The following is a 19,897-nucleotide window of genomic DNA, read 5'->3' on the forward strand; positions in this document are numbered from 1 at the left end:
AACCTTTTGAATCGACATAGCAAACCGAATTAGCATTAGCATAAAGATAATTAATTTGCTTTCAATTAACCCAATTCTTGTAATCGCGCTCTTCCTGCATCAGTCATCCAGTCTCCTATAAATTTAGAACCCGAATATTTCCGCTCATCAATCAATCCTTCTTCTTTAAGTGCTTTAATTTCGTTAAAGTACGGACCAGGCGTTTCTGGATGACGGATACTAAGGTAGCGGTCAATTTGATACCAATACCACTTACCATCATTTTGAGCTACCAACTGTAAAATTTCTTTTTTAATTTTGGTTCTCATAATTTAACTGCCAAGTAATATTATATCCTGCAAGTAGATTCGCGCGTGGAGAGTCAGAAACCCGGTTTCTTTGTAAAATTTGGTGGGGATGTTGAGATTATCGCAGAAACCCGGTTTCTTGGATGTCGCGCATTTAAGATATGTCACATTTTACGTTTAACTATGTTAACCTAATTGCGATCGCCAAACCCAAACAAACCCTGCCTTAAAAATCCCCTTCATCTACTTGAAATACCGTCAATCCCAAGCTTCGCCACATATCAACCACCTGCTGGCGATCGTCCAACACAAACCTCACATTATGTTTCCCTGCAATATGCTGCCAGTAAAACTCCTCCTTCATAATTGCATCCTTCCTCATATCCCCAGTTTTCCGCATATAAAGACTGTGATAATTCACCTCATACTGCTGCAACCATTGTTCAGTTTGAGGCTGACAGTCATCGGTTCTTCCCGACACTACAATAATATTAGCGCTGGACTGCCACTTGCGGACGGTATCTAAGACGGGCTGATTCGGTAAATCGCGATCGCACTTTGAAGCATCAAAAGGATTTCTACCATTGAGAAGTGCCAGCGTACCGTCCATATCTACAAGAATTGCATCCGGCAAATCCGGGTTATATTCCGGCGGCGCAACCGGAACCCGCACATACTTATTGTACATCTTCAAAATCACATCTTTCCCCACCGAATTAAGTCTTTTCAAATCCCGTTTAATACATTCCTCCACCGGAACTTGCAGGAAAGAATCATTAACCTCAACGATAGCTTTCCCCTTCACCAACTGTTTGATCTGCTCGATGTGAGGCCCGAAATTAGTATCATCAACAATTACGTGCTTGCCACTTTCCAAAGCCATCAAAATAACCGTATCTCTCAACTGCAAAATAAACTTTTCATGCGCCGGCGACCAATGGGAAGCATGAGCCATTTCTCTCAACAAATCTTTATTCGTCCGCACCCATCTTGCAGGTTCAGACAGCAGCAATTCTCGCGCAAATTGAGATTTTCCCGAAGCAGGCAAACCGACAAGTACAACAACTCTTTTCATTGCAATAAATAATAGTAACTGGTAGGGTGCGTCGCCCTCAAAAATCTCTAAATTTCATCGACAATCTCATGGCGACGCACCTGTGCCTACTGGGGAGGCTGGAAATTGTACACTCGCATCTTACTTGATGCGACTACAAATCATCTAGCGGTTAGTTTACAAACCTAAATTGATGTAATCCAAACCCAATAACTCCTCTATCTTATGAATTGTAACATCGCGCAGAGCTTCTTTCACGCCCGCAACTCTGCGGTTTCGCAAAGAAAACAAAATCCCCGAATACGGCAAATGTTTCACAGCCAGCGCAAAATCTTTCTGCACTTCGATATGTTCTTTTTGTCGGTAAACCTCCTCAATTTCTTGGACTAACAATTCATATTTTTGCTTAACTTTTTGATACAAATCAATCCACTCAGGAAAATAAGCTAAAAACTCTTCTCCTTCATTAGTCAAAATAATTTCGATCATCCGGCGCGTAGAAAATCCTTCGCGAAGGTGAGAAATCGCGACGTACTGGGGAGACTTAACTTTAACTTTGTTGAAGTTAGCATCGCAAATAATATACCCTTCCGAATCCATCGGATCTAAATGTTGGGCTGCTTCGATGACTTCTTTCCAGCTAGTTAAAGGATAGGATGCGACTAATTCCCAGCCGTATTTTTGGGCCCAAAAGCTCCGATCTATTTCGAGGAGTGTTTGAGTATTGCGAACTCCATGCAACACGATTTGATTGTTGGCTTGTTGAACAACTATTCTATTGTAAGGTGTCATCAACTCAAAGATAAAACAATGGTCAGTTTCTGTCGGCAATTGATATCCCAATTCTTGCCAGACTTTCCAAAACAGTTCCGCAAAGCTGAACCCAAAACCGTTAACTTCGCCCGCTGCGTCGGGAGTGCCGCTAGATTGAACTCTCCATTCTCCTTGATAAAAATAAAGTACAGTCAAAGAACCGTCTAATTTTTCGTAAACCTTGGCATGACTCCAATCAATTGCCGCGGCGTGGCCTTCCCCGTAATTAAAAAATTTGTCGTAGGGATAAGAAACAATCTGCCAATCTTGAGACTCATCTAAAATAATACCGCGGCACTGCTGGACTATTTTTTCTCCCAGGGGAGATTCTATCTGCGAGTATTTCAAACAGACTAGATTGGGGTATTGGCGGTGGCGGGTAACTTTGATATGATAAGTTTCGCACAAAGTTTCCAATCCGTGCTGGCGTAAATACTCTTGCAGTTCCACGTTCGACTCCTAAGTTTGTCGCTTGCTCTATTTTATCGGCAACTGTATATTTTGGCGAATTTGTAAACAAAAATTAAACTATTTTTTCTGGGAGCCATCTGATGATTTTTGTATTGTGGAGTATCGTTGTAAATAGGTGAATGCAGTTGGGGACAAAAAGGGAATGTTTCAACATCTAGGACAAAAACAGTGAACAATAAATTATTACTTTTGGCGACTGCTGCGTGCGTGTTGACTGCTTTAGTACCTGTATCGCGAGTTTTGGGTGCGGGCGAATTGTCGCAGCGGTTGCCGGAAACCCAATCTGTGGCTGTAGCGGGTACTGCTGTCCCGGTAAGTCAAATCTTGGCAAAATTAAAAGGCAAAACACAAGTGCCGATTTTTATTCCCACTCGGCTTATTGTTTCGCGGAAGCTTTACTATTACAGCCAAGCGCAACCAAATAGCTATGCTATTTCAATAGATTATACAGCAAATTGCCGGGGTGCGGGAGCTTGCAATTTTGGGGAAGTTCGAGCTCAAAAAGGCGGTGAATTTTCTAAGAAAGTAGAAGGGGTAACTAAGACTTTAAAAAATGTTAAACTTGCCGGCGGAATGAACGGAGTTTTTCACAACGGTTGCGGTGCTTACTGCACGGCATCTATTCAGTGGAAAAACCAGGGGTTTATGTATACCATATCAATTAAAAACGGAGGAGAATCGGATTTAATTTTAACAGCTAATTCTGCTATTTTAGCGAGAAAACGTTAAGTTTTGCAGTCTTGAATACAGGAAATAATTATGTAGGGTGCGTCTTTTGGGCGTATCTTACTGTTATTGTATGATATGGCAGTTAGAGTGAAAAATGAGGTATTGATATCAAGTCAGTTCGATTGACAACGATAAAATTTTGTTCATTATGCGGACTTTAGTCCGCGCTATGAACCTTTTTTATGGTGGTAATCTACCGGACAGGATATGAGCAGTCAATCCTTCAATTTCTCAATCCATTAATCTAAAACTTGTAGGGCGAAATCGAAGTATCTTAAATTTAAAATCGATTGACTTCTCACCTGTTTTAGAAAGGCTATAAATGTTAATCGACAGCAAGCCGCAGCCGAATGTAATATGGTTTGTTATACTTATCTACTTGGAGGGAAATTATGATGAGGGGAAGATGGCTATTTGGGGCGATTGTTGTTGGTGTGGTTACTGCTTTGACGATCCTCTTCGATGGCTTCGCTAACGCAGTTTTGATACCATACTCAGCCCTAGCAAGGACAGAAACGCAAATCACAGAAATTCGCTGGTTTAATTATACTTCTCAAGATGGCTGGCAATCCGCCCAATTTATTGTGCCCGATCGCAATACTGCACAATCTACCAGCAGCCGCAAGCTGCGCCTCTACGATGTTCATATTGCCAAGATGTTTGAGATTTCGCGTTTTTTGTGCGATCGCGATCGCACTTGGGCCGGTTACAATTGGTCATACGGAGCCGCCAATGGCAACATTGACATGGGAAACTTCAAAATTAGCTGCAATCTCGCCCGTACCACAGCCACAACTTACGGGTTAGGGAAACCAGAAATTACAGTAATTCGCCGCAATTTCGACCTTCCAGGCGGCCAGCCATCTGTTGCTGTAGAAAAATATTCTATTCCTACTCTGAACGTTGAGAAAACTAGAGTTGTACAATGGAGAAACTTTGTCCAAAAATTTCCCCCAATTCCCAACAATTCAGGTACAAATCAAGCTAATACTCGTTTTCCAGTAAGTAACATTTCTCAGCAAATCAAAGGCAAAACACGAGTACCTGTTTTTCTACCGAGCCTACTTCCTTTATCTGACACTCAGCAACTTGATTTTGATGTGCAAGCTGGCTCCCACGGTTACATTGTTGAAATGTATTTAGGCAAAGACTGCCGCGGCGGAGCTTGTGCTTTTGGCACAATCACAGCTAAAAAAAATGAACCGTTTTCGCCTCCATCGCAATTGCCTAGGGATACTTATAGAAGCATTGAATTAGCAGGCGGAATGAGGGGAATTTATTTCCAAACTTGTGGTAATTACTGCATTTCTTATGTGGAGTGGCAAAGGCTGGGTGTACTTTACCGAGTAAGTCTCAAAAATGGAAGGCAGTCAGAAGTTGTTGGGATAGCAAATTCTGCACTTCAAGCTGGGTCACGTTAATACTATTTTAGATTTTAAATTTGAGATTTGGTAATAGCTATCACTAGACTTGAATTGCCTTTTTTCGCAAAGAATCTAGAAATTATCTGCGTCCATCGGTGTTTATCTTTCTGGCATCTGCGGTTGACCGATCGAACTTGTGATTTATGCAATAAGTCCACTGTTGATGGTAAGCTATTAGGTGGCTTGAGAAGTTCGATCGCAATTACATTGCCCTTTTCCCCTTATTCCCACATTTCTCTCCTCAAATCCTGCAACCTGGGAGCAAACTCTTCAGCTTGCACCAGCTTAGGCCCGATCGACCCTAGGCAAATCATACAGCGTCGGCTGCCTTTCGCTCTCCAGGTCGATCGGCTCAGTTTTATCCCCCTAATTGTGCCAACCAGCAATTAAAGTCCCCACCTGCGGTACGCTAGATCAGGTCAATATATTGGCTGATTTCAAGCTATCCTCCAATCGATCTTATGTCCCCAACCACATCTGCCCCCTCCCGAACCGTCCGCATCGGTTCCCGCAAAAGCCAACTCGCTCTAGTGCAAACCCACTGGGTGCAAGAACAGCTACAGAAACACTTCCCGGAACACACTTTTGAAGTCCACACCATGTCCACCCAAGGGGACATAATTCTTGATGTCGCCCTCGCTAAAATCGGCGACAAAGGACTTTTCACCAAAGAATTAGAAACGGGGATGCTCAACAATGAAACGGACTTTGCCGTTCATTCCCTCAAAGATTTACCTACCAATTTGCCCGAAGGTTTAATTTTAGGATGCGTCACCGAACGGGAAAATCCCGCTGACGCCTTGGTAGTTCACTCCAAGCACAAAGACAAGCAACTAGATACCCTCCCCGCAGGTTCCGTAATCGGCACTTCTTCCCTGCGGCGGCTGGCTCAACTGCGGCACCATTTCCCTCATTTTGAATTTAAAGATATTCGCGGCAATCTCAATACTCGACTCGCTAAATTAGATGATGGCGGTTACGACGCCATTATTTTAGCAGTTGCAGGATTGGAAAGATTGGGAATGGGTGATCGCATCCACCAAGTTATCGCTCCCGAAATCTCCCTTCACGCCGTCGGACAAGGTGCATTGGGCATCGAATGCCGCGCTGGAGACACAGAAATCATGGCAGTGATCAAAGCTCTCGAACATACGGAAACCGCCCAAAGATGTTATGCCGAACGCGCATTTCTGCGGGAATTAGAAGGCGGCTGTCAAGTACCAATCGGCGTCAATACCAAAATAGAAAACGGTCAATTAACCTTAACCGGAATGGTATCGAGTCTCGACGGCCAGCGCTTCGTCAAAGATACTGTTTCCGGCGCTGCCGAGACTGCTGAAATGCTGGGAATTGACCTCGCTCACCGCCTGCGCGAACAGGGAGCCAGCGAAATTTTGGAGGAAATTTTTATCGAAGTTAAACGCGGTTCCTAAACCAATTCAGCATTTATTTGTCAATGCTTTTAAACGCGAAATATCGCCTTTTATTTAAAAATAATAACTGGCGTTTCGCTTTGACAAAAATGAGTAAATTAGTAGTATGTTTCTAGGTGTTTGATGGGAATTTTAGAGAAAATTGCGGATGATTTCACAAATATCTGACTAATTGAGGACTGCTGTTGAGAAACCAGGTTTATGGATGGATGCCAAGGTGCAAAGCCTAGGATTTTTCGGAAAAACCGGGTTTCTTGGGTCTTAGTCTGATTCTTGTCAACATACCAATCCAAAATCTACAATCAAACATCCCAAATAAATCAGCAATCTATTTTAGGGAAAGGCAAAAACATGAGCGCTAGAGCAACTCAATTAAAGCTGGAAGTGAAAAAAGTTCAGGAACTTTATCGCAAAATGCAGGCAGACCAAAAAGCTTTGCAGCAGCAATTGAAAGAGTTCAAAACTCAAGCAGGAAGTTTCTCGGATGTCGTCGAACAAATCTTGCCGTCGATAGTTTCAGTTTACGTGATGGATTGGGATACAGAACAAGAAATTTCTTCGGGAAGCGGCTTTTTTGTATCGCCGGACATAATTGTCACTAACTATCACGTTATCGAAGATATTGCGGATGAAGATTACTTCTATGAAGAAGATGAAATCGAACAGGTTTTAGTAGAAACTAATGACGGAAAGTTGAGATTGGCCGAGGTGGTGTTTACTGGTAATGCTGAAGAAGATTTAGCATTACTTTTGATTAGCGATTTTACCTTCGATCCGGAAACAGGGGAACAAGTGGAATCTCCCCAAGAACATCCTCCTTTAGAGTTATCTTTTGATGTGAAAGTGGGCGATCGGGTAATTGCGGTGGGTAATCCTTTGGGACAGTTTGCTGCAACTTTAACTCAAGGTATTATTAGTGCAATTCGCGAACCTGACGAGTCTGAGGAAGGGGAGGAAGAGGATCGGGTTGCTGAGGTGAAGGTGTTGCAAACTGATGCGGCGATTAATCCGGGAAATTCCGGCGGGCCGCTGATTAATATGGCCGGTCAAGTGGTTGGGGTGAATGTGTGGGGATTGGAGGATGCTGATAGTATTAATTTGGCGATCGCTTCTGAAGCTTTGGATGACTTTTTAGCTGGATTTGAGGAAACTTTTGAGGAAGATTCTCAAAATTAGTCGGGAATTGTTGATAGATTTTCCAGATTTGTAGGGGCGGGTTGACCCAGATATTTGACACCAAACGACAAATGATCAAAACCCGCCCCCACCCCACCCATAAATTAACAATTAATTGAATTTAACGCTGAGGTGAGGATGATTGTTCCGGGTTATTTGATAAAAACCCCATAGCTTTTTTCTCCCCAAATTTCAGGAGATGTAGGTATTTAGGAAAAAGCCTTTTATTTTTACGCACAGTGCGAATTTTTGTAACAATAATTTACACGATCGCCCCAGCGACATAGATAGTCAGGTACAGTAGGTGCGATCGCTCTAGCAATTGGCAGTGTTTGTATCCCAACTATCTGCCGGCATCCGATATGGCAGAAACTCCATACTTCCTACCTTGAAAGTCGATTGCAGACTGGAGATTTGAAACTTGAGATTTGATATTTCCTTCACAGCCTCGACTAACTGTTTAAAGGGATCGCTAACATTTTTTGCTTAACCACCGACAATAGAGATTTATACTTGTTTTTGGACAGCGCGTTAACATTGTGTCCCTCGCCATTTAAACTTAATCTAGACTAACTATCCCAAGGAACACACAAAAATAATGCGAATTTTATTTGTATCTGCCGAAGCAGCACCCCTGGCCAAAGTTGGCGGCATGGGCGATGTCGTCGGCGCTTTGCCTAAGTTTTTGCGGCGCATGGGACACGATGTCCGCATCTTCATGCCCTACTACGGCTTCGTTCCCGACAAAATGGACGTTCCCAAAAAACCTGTTTGGAATGGGGCGGCGATGTTCCAAAATTTCTCAGTCTTTGAAAGTGTTTTGGCGGGAACCGATGTACCTTTATACTTATTGCAACATCCATCTTTCTTGCCGCGCCGCGTTTACGGTGGTTTAGATGAAGATTGGAGGTTCACTTTTTTTGCTAATGCTGCCGCTGAATTTGCCTGGAATTACTGGAAACCCCAGATTATCCACTGTCACGACTGGCACACGGGGATGATACCTGTTTGGATGAAGCCTGACCCCGATATCAGCACGGTTTTTACTATTCACAATTTAGCTTATCAAGGGCCGTGGCGCTGGCGTTTGGAACAGATGACTTGGTGTCCTTGGTATATGCAAGGTCACAATACAATGGCTGCTGCAGTACAGTTTGCCGATCGCGTAAATACAGTTTCGCCAACCTACGCCGAGCAAATCAAAACCCCAGCTTACGGCGAAACTTTGGAAGGTTTGCTGTCTTACATCGGCGGCAAAGTTTCGGGAATTTTGAACGGAATTGATACAGAATCTTACAACCCAGCAACTGACAAGTACCTCCATCAACAATTCAGTGTTGATACGCTAGAAAAGCGCCCAGCTAACAAAATTGCCCTGCAAGAAGAAGTCGGTTTGGAAGTGAATAAAGGTGCCTTTTTAATCGGCATGGTGACGCGGCTGGTAGAACAGAAGGGATTGGATTTGATCATTCAAATGCTCGATCTGTTCATGGCCTATACCGACGCTCAGTTTATTGTACTCGGAACGGGCGATCGCTACTACGAAACCCAACTCTGGCAAATGACAGCCCGCTATCCCGGTCGGATGTCCACTCAATTGCTCTACAACGAAGCCCTCTCCCGTCGCGTTTACGCAGGCTGCGACACCTTCCTGATGCCCAGCCGTTTCGAGCCCTGCGGCATCAGCCAAATGCTCGCCCTCCGCTACGGCTGCGTCCCAATGGTGCGCCGCACCGGCGGTTTAGTTGATACCGTTTCCCACAATAACCCGATCGACAATACTGGTACTGGTTACTGTTTCGATCGCTACGAACCCCTCGATTTGTTCACCTGCATGATCAGAACTTGGGAAGGTTTCCGCTACAAAGATAAGTGGAAAGAACTGCAACAGCGCGGCATGAGAGAAGATTTTGGGTGGGATATTTCTGCCAAGAAATATGTCAATTTGTACAGCGACATTTTGGGGATATCGCCCGAAGAAAACGCACCGGAACCAGAACCCGAATTGAGCGGTGGTAAGGGTTAATTGGTAATGAGTAAGTTGACAGTTGACAGTTGACATTTGACTGTTGACTGTTGACTGTTGGCTGTTGGCTGTTGGCTGTTGGCTGTTGACTGTTGTTATTTGTTATTTGTTATTTGTTCTTTGTTAGTTGTTAGTTTTTTGCTCCAATGCCCGATGCCCAATGCCCAATGCCCAATCCCCAATCCCCAATGCCCAATCCCCGATGCCCAATGCCCAATGCCCAATGCCCAATTAATCAACAAATAAATCGAGAGGTAAATGGCCGTAAGTCCCGCTAACTCCATCTTCCGAGGAAAATTGACACGACACTAAAACTCCTCGGTAAGTTCCCGGATAACCATCAACATAATAGGAACCCTTCAAAGTATTGAACTTAATATAAACCGAACCGGTAAAGGTCGAACCAGTATTTGGATCTAAAACAGCTTGATATCCGAAAGCTTTCAAATAAGTTTCTAAAGCTAAAAAACCCTCATCCGTCGAAGCAGCGCAAACTCCCAGCATTTGATAATCCGACAAACTTGCTACTAGCAAAATCGCTTGACGTAACGCCTGTTTTTCCAGCGGCGACGCTACAGATTGCATATCCAGACAAGTAAAATCTTTGAGGATTTGCTGTGCTGCTTCAACAGTCAGGGTAGTCGGGTTTTGAGTAGACATGAATTGCTCTGATATTTACCAAAAGTACGATCGACAATCTGGCACTCGTCAACGAATTTCTGCTATTGCAACCCTCGATCGACGGCGGTAACAGTCGCGCCAGCCCTGATTATAGCCTAATTGTGGATCGGGAAATCATTTTGGGCGATCGTCTTCAATGGCTTAGCCAACGCCCGAATCGCACAAAAAAGCTAGTAGTTTTTACCCGCGTTTTCAAGTTTAGATCAGTCCGCGTTTTTTCAGCCTAGCTAGTGCATCTTCTGCCGCATTTTTCTCAGCATCTTTTTTGCTTTTGCCTTTACCTTCTCCATAGAGTTTCTCTGCGACATAAACTTTAGCGAGAAATTCCGGCTTGTGGGGTGTGCCTCCTGCTTGAACTGTCACGTATTTAGGGGGAGTCGTGTCACCGTTGGCTTGTACCCATTCTTGAAAGCGATTTTTCGAGTCTACAGTCGATCGAGTTTCCACCACATTTTCGGGAACAGAATCAAACATTTGCCACACAAACTGGCTAACTTTGTCCATATCTTGCGTATCGAGATAGTAAGCGCCAATAAATGCTTCAAAAGTGCTGCTGAGCAAATTTGGATTAGTAATCCCACCTTCTCGATAAGCTCCTTTTCCGAGCCGCATTTTTAAATCTAAATTGATTTCAGTAGCAAATCTGGCTAATTGTTTTTCATCTACTAGGGCTGAACGTCTGCGAGTCAGTTGGTCTTCTCCCATTTCTGGATGGCGCTGATAGAGATATTCGCCGCTGAGAAAAGTCAGCAAAGCATCGCCGAGAAATTCTAAGCGTTCGTTGTCTTCTTCGCGGAACGTGGGGTTTTCGTTAACGTATGAACGGTGGGTGAGGGCTTGGCGCAGCAGTTTTTCATTTTTGAATTCGGGAAGGGTAATTTTGAGTTCTTGTGTTGGATTAGTTAATGGCATAGGAGTTTGGTAATTGTTATTACTTTTACAGTTTGGTGTTATTATGTGGACATGAAAGAGCCGCAGATAGCGGTAGGTTTGGAGAATCTAGTTTATCAAATAAACTGGATTTTTGCGATCTGCGGCGGGGTAAATTTTAACAGATATCTGGCGCTTTTACCATTAGCCCGTTAGCCCGTCAGTCCGCCAGGGGTTTTAACCCCTGGCTCATAGCTCAAGTCCTCTTAAGAGGACTGAAGATTGTATTTTTTAACTGTATGTCAGTCGGTTTTAACCGACTTTAGCTATTAGACAGGGAATTCATTCCCTGGCGGACTGTGCAACTGTGCAACTTCAAGCAGATAATTTTTCTGCTTCTATTGACAGCTATTTTAAATTTTCAAGTTGCGGTTTCAATCCTGCACACAAACTAGACAATTCGTCTACATAATGAAAGTTATCCTCACCAACGAGCTTAATCAGTTTTTTGCTGGCACTTTCGCGCCGTGCAAAAACGATGACTGTTTTACCCAAAGCCATCAAAACTGCGATTAAACCTGCAAAGTCCCTATCTCCTGAAACTAGGATAATTTTGTCAGGAGAAGGCTTAATTGCAACTCGTTTAATACAGTCAAACACCAATTGTTTATCTACACTATTTTTGCCTGAATTGCGAACTGGAACGCCTTGAAAACCAATCTTTTCTAGCTGATTTTTGGCGCTAACTTGATTTTTGTGCTGCGGGTTATAGTAATGTATTTGGCAATCTAAACACCCTTTTGATTGGGCAAAAGCGACCACTAATTCACCTTGCTTTGGATTTAATTGGACGTTCTCACCATCCGAAAGTAGAAAAACTCGCTGAGACTGGCTTTTTTGTTGGGCTGTGGTTCGATGATTGTCCGCCATTGTATTATTTCCTAAAATTAGGTTGACTGGACAGCCTCGACATATCGCGCATCTAGCATTAATGGAGTTTTGTCTGTGGATTTGCTCAAAAATGAACATCTCGGCACAGGAAAATCTGTTACCACAAAACACTGTGACTTTGTAGGGATTTGATTAGCGTCTTAGCTACAGGGTTTACAGAACTGGAACGAGTTTAGTAGCAGCCCGTTGAAGGGAAATGAAACTCAATAATGTTTCGATTTTCTCAAGCTTGTATCAACTTGTTAAAACGACATTAGACTTACTTTCCGCTCAACGGGGTGCTAGAAACTTGCCCCAGTTTTATAAACCGTGTAGCTAAGACGACTCAATCAACATTCCTTGATTTTGAATGCGATATTTAGTTTTAGCTGTGCTTTGAGTATGGCGTTTTAATTATGGGATGTCAAGTATTCGGTAAAAATTATTTTTCTGACATCTTTGTATATCTGAATGGGGTTTCCACCCACCTGATACCGCCAGTTACGCACCCTCAGAAACCTGGTTTCTATGAGTTTTGGCCACGAGTCACGAGAAATATCCCAAGAAACCCGGTTTCTCGCCTGACAAGTACGATCGCCCACAAGCCCCTCTGCCCCCAGGCCCATCCCGTTTATCTCCGGCATTAAAAAACCAAATGTAAAAATATGTTGCAATGTTTCTACTCTTGTGTTAAGTTTAGTTACATAAGGTTGAAATTAAACGAGGTTTCTGGTCATGGAAAACAAAGACGCAAAAGTTGGCTTCACTGAGTTTGCTGAAACCTGGAACGGCCGTTTGGCAATGTTGGGCTTCGTTATCGGTCTAGCTACCGAATTCCTCACCGGTCAAGGCATTCTCTCTCAAATTGGTTTGATGTAATCAGCTTAACTGCATACAATAGCTGAAATTCAGTCGGGCGATCGACCCCATCACAAGTGCAAAAGCCCCCCGCTAATAAGTCCCCTTCACTTCACACGGAAGGGGCTTTTGCATTTTTTATCACAAAATCCAACAGATTGCACAATCAAAAATCTTTTCCGTCTCAATATTTATCGCGAGACTAACTCCAGCAAACTAAGCAATTTCTACAGAATCAAAAATCCTCAATTTAGGAGTCAAATTCGCAACCTTCACCAAACCGTCGCGTTTGTGAGTCCGCGCGCTGTTACGTAAAATCATCTCCGACAGATCCGGCATTTCCTGCCAGCAGTGCGAGCAGAACCAGTAAACGCGATTGTGGCGAGCGTGGCGGAGCAATTGAGAGGAGCAACAAGGGCAACTATTCATGATATTTTAAACCTTTTTTGAAGATATGGAGCGATAACCCAATCATTAGAGAGATTCACGAATGCCTGCACATCTCAATTCCAGGCACCAAAATAAAAAATCTCTTTCACTCACAGCTTTGAGCGTCGCGCAAGTAGCACTTTTGGAGGCCCAAGAGTAACACCACAATCAAAAGCTGAACGCTCCAAGGAGCCCAAGAGAAACCCCAAATAAAACAACCCAGCCCGGCCCAAGCCACAAGAACAAAAATATCTTGAGAGGTTTGCCAGTAAACCCAGACTGCTGCCAGAGAAACTATTAGTAGCAAAATGTAAGCTGAGGGCATAGTCGTCTTCTCCCAATGTGTCTGCCAACAGTCAGGAGCGATCCCTGACGTTCTGCTTAAACATAAAACTAAAACCTGAAGAACTTATGAAGACGAGTGAGTTGTTACAAAAAGTAAAATAATCCTGCTAGCTTATATTTTCCCGATACATCAGTAGGAATACTGTTCTCATGGCTGAGGCCGAATTCGGTTAAATGAACTCACTACCCATAGGGATTTAGGCATCCCTAATTGGTATCAATTTCACCCCAATACCGACAGGGTTGAAACTGATACCGGACTGAGGTTTTTAGTCTTAAGCTGACAGGACGAAAGGTACGGCGCCTAAGTCGCTACATATATGCTGTCCGATCGCCCCGATTGGATCTAAGGAACCATACCAAGAAACCAAGTTTTTTTAACTCTCTTTGCCTGCAAAACTACTGCTTGAAAAGCTGCACAATTCAATGCGCGCGATCGATCTATTCTTGCTCCCAGCCCAAAGCCTCAGCGACCTGAGCCGCCAAAAACATCGGTTCAAAAGGCTTAGCAATCACGCTCACCACCCCCAAATCAGCGAACATCCGCCTGTCCCCAGCCAGAGCCTTAGCTGTCAATAAAATTACCGGAATGTGCTGCGTAGCATTATTAGCTTGTAACTGTAGAAAAGTAGTAGGCCCGTCTTGGTCGGGCATCATCACGTCCAATAGAATAGCATCAGGCTGTTCGGCAAGAGCCTTAGCAACGCCCTCGCGGCCCGAACTCGCTGTCAGGACTTCCCAGCCCCCCACCAGTTCAAGACTGACTTGAGCTACTTCCCGAATATCTTCCGCATCGTCAATAACCAAGATGCGCTTCGCAGTCAAAATTAACATTTTTTTATGAATGAGAACTGATCATAGATTAGAGGCGAAATGTGAATATTTTGTAAAGCAAATTATCTTACCAGATCGGACTGTACAGTAAATTTTCAAAACTGTATAGCAAATGTTGAAGGAAGAAGGAACAAGGAAGACCTAAGTTGCCATCGACAGCCAGGGTTTCAACTAAGAACTTCCTAACCGTCTGGCGCCGTTGCTGTAAAATATCCCACCCAAAAACAGCCGCTTTTCGACCTCAAATTGTGCTTTTTGCCCGCAGTCCCCAAACTGCAGAAAAGGCTGAGATTGTTTATCGATGACTTGATCGAACAATCTGCACAAAATCAGTAACTTTGGGTACACCTGCGTAGAAATTAACTTTCAGTTGCCAGCCCCTCCCTCAGAAGTGGCAGACTTAAGAAAAAAGTGCTGCCCTCCCCCACAACGCTCTCCACCCACATCCGCCCCCCGTGCTGCTGTACGATACTGCGACAAATAGCCAGCCCCAAACCAGTACCTCCCTTCTGGCGAGAATCAGAAGCATCAACTTGTTGAAAGCGTTCAAAGACCATCTCCAGCTTGTCTGGCGGAATACCCCGCCCTTGGTCTTTCACAGCAATCACGATGTACCACGAGCTCGGAACTGGCAAGTGCGGAGGCGCGGCGGCAGGCTCAGGAGACAACAAAGACGAAGACGACACCGACTTGTGCGCTGCTTTTTCTGCCACATCCAGATTGTGGGTCAACTCCCCACTCAGCCAAACAGTAGCGCCGGAGGGAGAAAATTTTATAGCATTACTGAGTAAATTTGTCAAGGCTTGAATTAGCCGATCGGGAACAGCTTGCAATTGCGCCCCCACAGGCTTCACCGACAGAGTAACTCCCGCCTGCTGAGCCATTCCCTGCATCTCGTCAGTCGCCTGCAACATCAGCTCAGCCACATTGCAAGTTTGTTTGATGACAGTGCTGTAACTCGACTCCATCCGCTCTAAATCCAGGATGTCGTTGACCAACCGCACTAAGCGGTCAGTATTAGTGACAGCAATCTCCAGCATCCGCTTAGCTTTCTGGGGGTAAGCGTCCAGCAGGCCGCTGTTGAGGAGGCCGAGGGCGCCGTGAATCGAGGTCATGGGCGTCCGCAGTTCGTGGCTGACCACAGAGATGAATTCATCTTTCATGCGCTCGACGGCAAGCCGCTCCGTGATATCTTTAAAATTCACCACAGCTCCAATAATTTCGCCTTCTTCTCGCATCGGAGCAACAACGTACTCAACCGGAAAACTGCTGCCGTCTCGCCGCCAAAAAATCTCATCGGTGACGCGCCGCGCCTCTCCGTCTTCCAAGGTGGCTAAAATTTGAGAACTTACCCGGTTCGGCAGCAGTTTGTCCGCCTGCTGTGCGGCGCAGTGTGGGACAAGTTCAGAGCCTGAATTGATGTTTGTTGCAGGTGACAGTTGCTCGATCGCCTTTGAGAATTTTTCATGTGAACGGTGTAAGCTTTCATAGACTGGTCGATCAATCAATTCCTTCGATTCACACCCAGCCATTCTCACCGCCGCCGGATTGACAAAAGTTACTTTTCCCTGTTTGTTCAACCCGCAAATTCCTTCTCCTGCGGAGAACAAAATCATTTCTGTTTGGTGGCGGAGTTGTTCAAAGGCTTTTTCGACTCGCTTGCTGTCGCTGATGTCGCGAGCGATTGTCGAAATGCCCGTTAGCGCTCCAGTGGCGTCTTTAATTGGAGAAATAGTCAGAGACACATCTATCTGTTGGCCGTCTTTCCGCAAGTGCACGGTTTCGTAATGGTCGATGCTGGCTCCAGCCCTAATATTTTCCAGAATTTGGGGCATTTCCTTGGGGCGTTCGGGTATGGCTAAAATCTCGATCGACTTCCCCTTGATTTCCGCCGCACAGTAGCCGTAAATCTTCTCTGCTCCTGCGTTCCAGCTCTGAATTGTCCCGGCGAGGGTTTTGCTGACGATGCCGTCGTCGGAAGACTCGACAATCGAGGCTAAGCGCACGAGTTCGTCTCTAGTTTGCTTGTATTCCGTGATGTCGCGGCCCAAAATCACGATACTTTTGCGTCTGCCGTCGGGGTGAAATACGGGTACTTTAATCACGTCGTAGATTTTCACAGTACCGTCCGATCGGGGAATCATTTCTTCCCCCCTAGAAAGCTTACCTTTTGCCCACGCTTCTCGATCGCTGACCTCGCACGCCTGTAGGGCCTCGCGGTAAAAACTGCTGAGTTCTCCTAGCTCAGAATCTGTGAGGCCGTGGTAGTCTATTTTTTCTAGCTCGAACACTTCCAATATCGCTTTATTTGCCTCCAGCCACCTGCCCTCGTGATCTTTGAAGCAGACAATATCTGGCATGGCATTCATCAGCGAGTCGAGATAGGAGTTTTCTGGCGGTACAGCTTCTACCTCCGCCCGCTTGGCGGTTTCCCGTTGCAGGTTTTCGTTTGCCGTTTGCAGCGAATCGATTAACAAACTTTCTGTAAAAGTCCTTTCTTTAATTGCTTCCTGAAGTCTGTGGAGTTCTAGCGACAGCCGCCTGCGGGCCAACAAATTCTCTACCCGCAAGTGCAGTTGGGTGGGTTCGACGGGACTTAGACTTACTATCAAATCGTCTATTCTGCGTTCGAGTTGTTTTGCCTGCTGCGAAAATGGCTGCTCAGAAAGAGCAGGCGTTTGGGATTTACTAACAAGCAAAAACGGTAAAAATATCGGCTCGGCGGCAGCTTTTAATGATTCTACCAGCGGCCCGATGCGATCGAAATTTGCCTCGTCGAGAATGCACAAGTCAAAAGCGATTTGGGGAAAGGGAAATTCGGAGTTGGGATCTAAAGCGCGATCGAGTACAATCACCTCATGCTCGATGTTGAGGTGTGCGATCGGCAAATTAGGTTGTTGGTGGCGATCGACCAATAGCAAAATGCGACTCATTAGTTTGTTAATTTCCCACTGACTAATGATGTGATGTTCGGTAAATTCACCCAGTCTCAGGTTTGTAGTGAGGACTTCAGTCCTCATAAGACAGAGGACTGAAGTCCTAACGCTCGAACCAATTTTATAGCGGTAGAACGACCGGACACAATAGGACTAATGACCAATGACCAATAACTAATGACCAATGACAACTGTCAACTGACAACTGTCAACTGTCAACTGTCTTTTTACGGCATTCCGATCGGAATCAAAGCATCTTCCGGCATACAGGTAGAGTAACGCTCCCCTTCCGATAAAACTGCAATCAGCCTCACCTGCCAGTCGGGCATAATCTGCAAATCCGCCCAGGGCACTGCTATCTCCAAACATTTATCCAATCCCACTTGGGCCCGGCTGAGGCGGGGCTGCCACTCATCCCCCTCTCCTGCTTCGTGAAACGCAATTGATTTCGTCAGCAAATTAACCTCTAACTGATGGTGGAATCGGTAGTTTAGCGGTGCTTCGTCGGGCAAACCCGACAGCGGAATCCGACTGTTTTTCATCGTGCGATCGGGATAAAACCAGAACAAATTTAACTCTGGAGGACAATCAATTCCCGGCCGCACCCCTGCCTTGAAGTCGGCGCGAATGTAAAAATTCAAGTGGTCAACCCCGTACCAAAGCCGCTGAATTGCCGAACTCCGGTGCATCGTACCCCTTGCTCCGCCAACTTCAATCCGACCGGCTTTGTCCCAATCCTGTTCGTTGCCGATACCGTCAATCACCGGGTGAATAAAGCTCAGCGGCTGGTGGTCGCCTTGAACCTCATGCACCTCTACTTGCCGCCGCACTTCCGGGGGTACGGGCTCGCCAAGAGCCTCGTAAATCGCCGCTACGTGTTCGCGAAATAGCTGGTCGAACATAGCATCTTGGTTCGACGTGTGGCCTTCGCCAAACCACCAGAACCAGTCGGAACCTTCGGCCGCATAAAGCGCTTCCCAAGCTTCTGGGTTGCTTTCTTCTGTGGCCTCTGGATGGTTGGCCAGCATTTGTCTCGCCGCCCCTAACAAGTCCCAAGCCCGATTTTTCGCGGGATCGCCGATCCAAGTTGTCAGGGAACCGTCCACCCAGGAACCGGTGTGCAGTTGGGCTGCGGGTATTGTTTCGGTTGCTGGGAATTTGTCGAGAAATTCCGAAACTGTGACTAATTTGATATCTGGACTGTCGCTGAGAGTTTCATAGAGCGATTCTAAGAACGGTTTGCCGTCCTCGGGATAGAATTCCCAGCAATTTTCGCCGTCTAGGGCGATCGTCACCAACCAGGGATTTTCTAAAGCTGTTTGGCCGTCGGACTGTCGGTGTTTGAGAGTTCTGCCGATCGCCTCCAAGTGTCCCACCAAATCTGACGCTGCTTTTTCCGGTTCCATCGAACCGTAGGTAAACCCAATCAAATCAGACAATCTGTGGTCTCGAAATACGATCGCCAAATCGCCATCTGGAGTTTCTAAACGATAAGGGCGATACAACAATTCTGGTTCGCAAACATTCCCCGCCCCATCCCGGTTAAAAAACTGTTTAATTGTCCACCCCAATACTGCCTCATCCGAGACAATCCATTTAAAACCTTGTTTAGCAATGTAGGGCAAAATTTCCGGGCTGACTGCTTGTTCCGACGGCCACAAACCGCGCGGTTGACAATCAAACCTTTCTTGATACATTTCCCAGGATTTTCTCAAGTGTCTGGGAATATCTTCTGCCCACTCAAACCGGTGTTTTGGCAGCGTCATGTTAGGAATAGCTATGCGCCCGCTGTTGGTATCGGCAAGCAGCGGCAAAATCGGGTGCGTGTACGGGGTTGTGGAGACTTCCAACTGTCCCTCAGCTTGCATTTTTCGGTGCTGGGGAATGATTTTGGCGAGGATTTCTTTTTGTTTTGAGTAGATTTTTTTTCTGTCTACCAAACTAAAATTTTGTCCTTGTTTCAGCCACCCTGCAATCTCGGGGTCGTCCCAAAACAGCGGGTCCATCCAAGCTAAATTGTGCCAGGCCAGCAAGTCGCTAAAATCCTGCAATTTCCAGTTTGCCAAACACCACTGAATGCCTTGTTCCTGCCGCTGAGTGTAGAGTTGAGCGTACCGGGGATGTGGCTGAATCAGGGTGTGGTAATTGGCGTCAAAGAAGTGTTCTAAAATGAACTCTTGTTCTTCGATATTTAAATTTTCTACTGGCTTTAATGTCACCGCCAAGTAAGGGTCTAATGCTCTGTCTGCGATGCAGTCTTCTATCTGCAAAATTAAGGACGGAACCAGGTTTACTGTTTGATGTAGTTTGGGATATTTTGCCAAAATCAGCACTAAATCCAAGTAGTCTTTGACTCCGTGCAGGCGCACCCAAGGCAGTCGGTATTGAGCCTCTTTTGCTGTAGCGGATACTCGGGATTTATACAGCGGTTGGTGTTGGTGCCAAATGAAGGCTACGTAAAGGGGGTGAGACATCGAATTTGGTAATGGGTAATTGGTAATTGAATTTGGTAATTGGTAATGGGTAATTGGTAATTAAATTTGGTAATTGGTAACAGTCAACAGTCAACTGGTAATTTGTAACAGTCAACAGTCAACTGCC

General features: G+C 45.3%; 17 protein-coding genes. 6 read left to right on the top strand and 11 right to left on the bottom strand.

The genetic code is table 11. The features are described from left to right. Window positions 1-65 precede the first annotated feature (65 nt). The 3 genes from QUA44_RS16525 to QUA44_RS16535 form a co-directional block, all read right to left on the bottom strand. Complete coding sequence (locus tag QUA44_RS16525; protein WP_333252453.1) at window positions 66-308, bottom strand: hypothetical protein; 243 nt, start codon at window positions 306-308, stop codon at window positions 66-68. A gap of 205 nt (window positions 309-513) precedes the next feature. Further along, window positions 514-1,362, bottom strand: a complete 849-nt coding sequence (locus tag QUA44_RS16530; protein WP_333252452.1) for a phosphatase domain-containing protein — start codon at window positions 1,360-1,362, stop codon at window positions 514-516. Window positions 1,363-1,518: 156 nt separating this feature from the next. Continuing rightward, window positions 1,519-2,604, bottom strand: a complete 1,086-nt coding sequence (locus QUA44_RS16535; RefSeq protein WP_333252451.1) for an RNA ligase — start codon at window positions 2,602-2,604, stop codon at window positions 1,519-1,521. A gap of 189 nt (window positions 2,605-2,793) precedes the next feature. Between QUA44_RS16535 and QUA44_RS16540 the strand changes: the two genes are divergently transcribed. From QUA44_RS16540 to glgA, 5 genes are all read left to right on the top strand, one after another. Then, entirely contained in the window at window positions 2,794-3,354 is a 561-nt protein-coding gene (locus QUA44_RS16540) for a hypothetical protein (protein WP_333252449.1), read from the top strand. 392 nt (window positions 3,355-3,746) lie between these two features. Further along, entirely contained in the window at window positions 3,747-4,775 is a 1,029-nt protein-coding gene (locus tag QUA44_RS16545) for a hypothetical protein (protein ID WP_333252448.1), read from the top strand. Between the two features lie 464 nt (window positions 4,776-5,239). Then, on the top strand, window positions 5,240-6,211 hold the full coding sequence (hemC, locus tag QUA44_RS16550; protein WP_333252447.1) for a hydroxymethylbilane synthase: 972 nt from the start codon (window positions 5,240-5,242) through the stop codon (window positions 6,209-6,211). A gap of 351 nt (window positions 6,212-6,562) precedes the next feature. Beyond that, a complete protein-coding gene (locus QUA44_RS16555; protein WP_333252446.1) occupies window positions 6,563-7,387 on the top strand; it encodes a S1C family serine protease in 825 nt (274 codons plus the stop codon). A 598-nt stretch (window positions 7,388-7,985) separates the two neighbouring features. After that, entirely contained in the window at window positions 7,986-9,413 is a 1,428-nt protein-coding gene (gene glgA, locus QUA44_RS16560) for a glycogen synthase GlgA (RefSeq protein WP_333252444.1), read from the top strand. A gap of 231 nt (window positions 9,414-9,644) precedes the next feature. Here the strand turns inward: glgA and QUA44_RS16565 are convergent, their stop codons facing one another. From QUA44_RS16565 to QUA44_RS16575, 3 genes are all read right to left on the bottom strand, one after another. Further along, complete coding sequence (locus QUA44_RS16565; RefSeq protein WP_194070672.1) at window positions 9,645-10,073, bottom strand: DUF1824 family protein; 429 nt, start codon at window positions 10,071-10,073, stop codon at window positions 9,645-9,647. Between the two features lie 219 nt (window positions 10,074-10,292). Further along, window positions 10,293-11,006, bottom strand: a complete 714-nt coding sequence (rnc, locus tag QUA44_RS16570) for a ribonuclease III (protein ID WP_333252443.1) — start codon at window positions 11,004-11,006, stop codon at window positions 10,293-10,295. 366 nt (window positions 11,007-11,372) lie between these two features. Beyond that, complete coding sequence (locus QUA44_RS16575) at window positions 11,373-11,894, bottom strand: NYN domain-containing protein (RefSeq protein WP_333252442.1); 522 nt, start codon at window positions 11,892-11,894, stop codon at window positions 11,373-11,375. A gap of 735 nt (window positions 11,895-12,629) precedes the next feature. On the opposite strand from QUA44_RS16575, the gene QUA44_RS16580 reads away from it, so the two are divergent. Next, window positions 12,630-12,773 carry a chlorophyll a/b-binding protein gene (locus QUA44_RS16580; RefSeq protein WP_015176459.1) on the top strand — a complete coding sequence of 48 codons (144 nt, stop codon included), beginning with the start codon at window positions 12,630-12,632 and terminating at the stop codon, window positions 12,771-12,773. Between the two features lie 195 nt (window positions 12,774-12,968). Here the strand turns inward: QUA44_RS16580 and QUA44_RS16585 are convergent, their stop codons facing one another. The 5 genes from QUA44_RS16585 to QUA44_RS16605 all read right to left on the bottom strand — a co-directional run bounded on the left by QUA44_RS16585 (window position 12,969) and on the right by QUA44_RS16605 (window position 19,770). After that, a complete protein-coding gene (locus QUA44_RS16585; RefSeq protein WP_333252440.1) occupies window positions 12,969-13,181 on the bottom strand; it encodes a hypothetical protein in 213 nt (70 codons plus the stop codon). A 106-nt stretch (window positions 13,182-13,287) separates the two neighbouring features. Continuing rightward, window positions 13,288-13,506, bottom strand: coding sequence for a hypothetical protein (locus QUA44_RS16590; RefSeq protein WP_190655558.1), 219 nt, complete (start codon window positions 13,504-13,506; stop codon window positions 13,288-13,290). Window positions 13,507-13,967: 461 nt separating this feature from the next. Continuing rightward, entirely contained in the window at window positions 13,968-14,360 is a 393-nt protein-coding gene (locus tag QUA44_RS16595; RefSeq protein ID WP_242715629.1) for a response regulator, read from the bottom strand. Window positions 14,361-14,719: 359 nt separating this feature from the next. After that, on the bottom strand, window positions 14,720-17,293 hold the full coding sequence (locus QUA44_RS16600) for a PAS domain S-box protein (protein WP_333252479.1): 2,574 nt from the start codon (window positions 17,291-17,293) through the stop codon (window positions 14,720-14,722). A gap of 230 nt (window positions 17,294-17,523) precedes the next feature. Then, the gene (locus QUA44_RS16605) at window positions 17,524-19,770 is read right to left on the bottom strand and encodes a glycoside hydrolase (protein ID WP_333252439.1); all 2,247 of its coding nucleotides are present in this window, start codon (window positions 19,768-19,770) and stop codon (window positions 17,524-17,526) included. Window positions 19,771-19,897 lie beyond the last annotated feature (127 nt).

The sequence above is a fragment of the Microcoleus sp. N9_A2 genome, assembly GCF_036701775.1.
Classification (GTDB): Bacteria; Cyanobacteriota; Cyanobacteriia; order Cyanobacteriales; family Microcoleaceae; genus Microcoleus.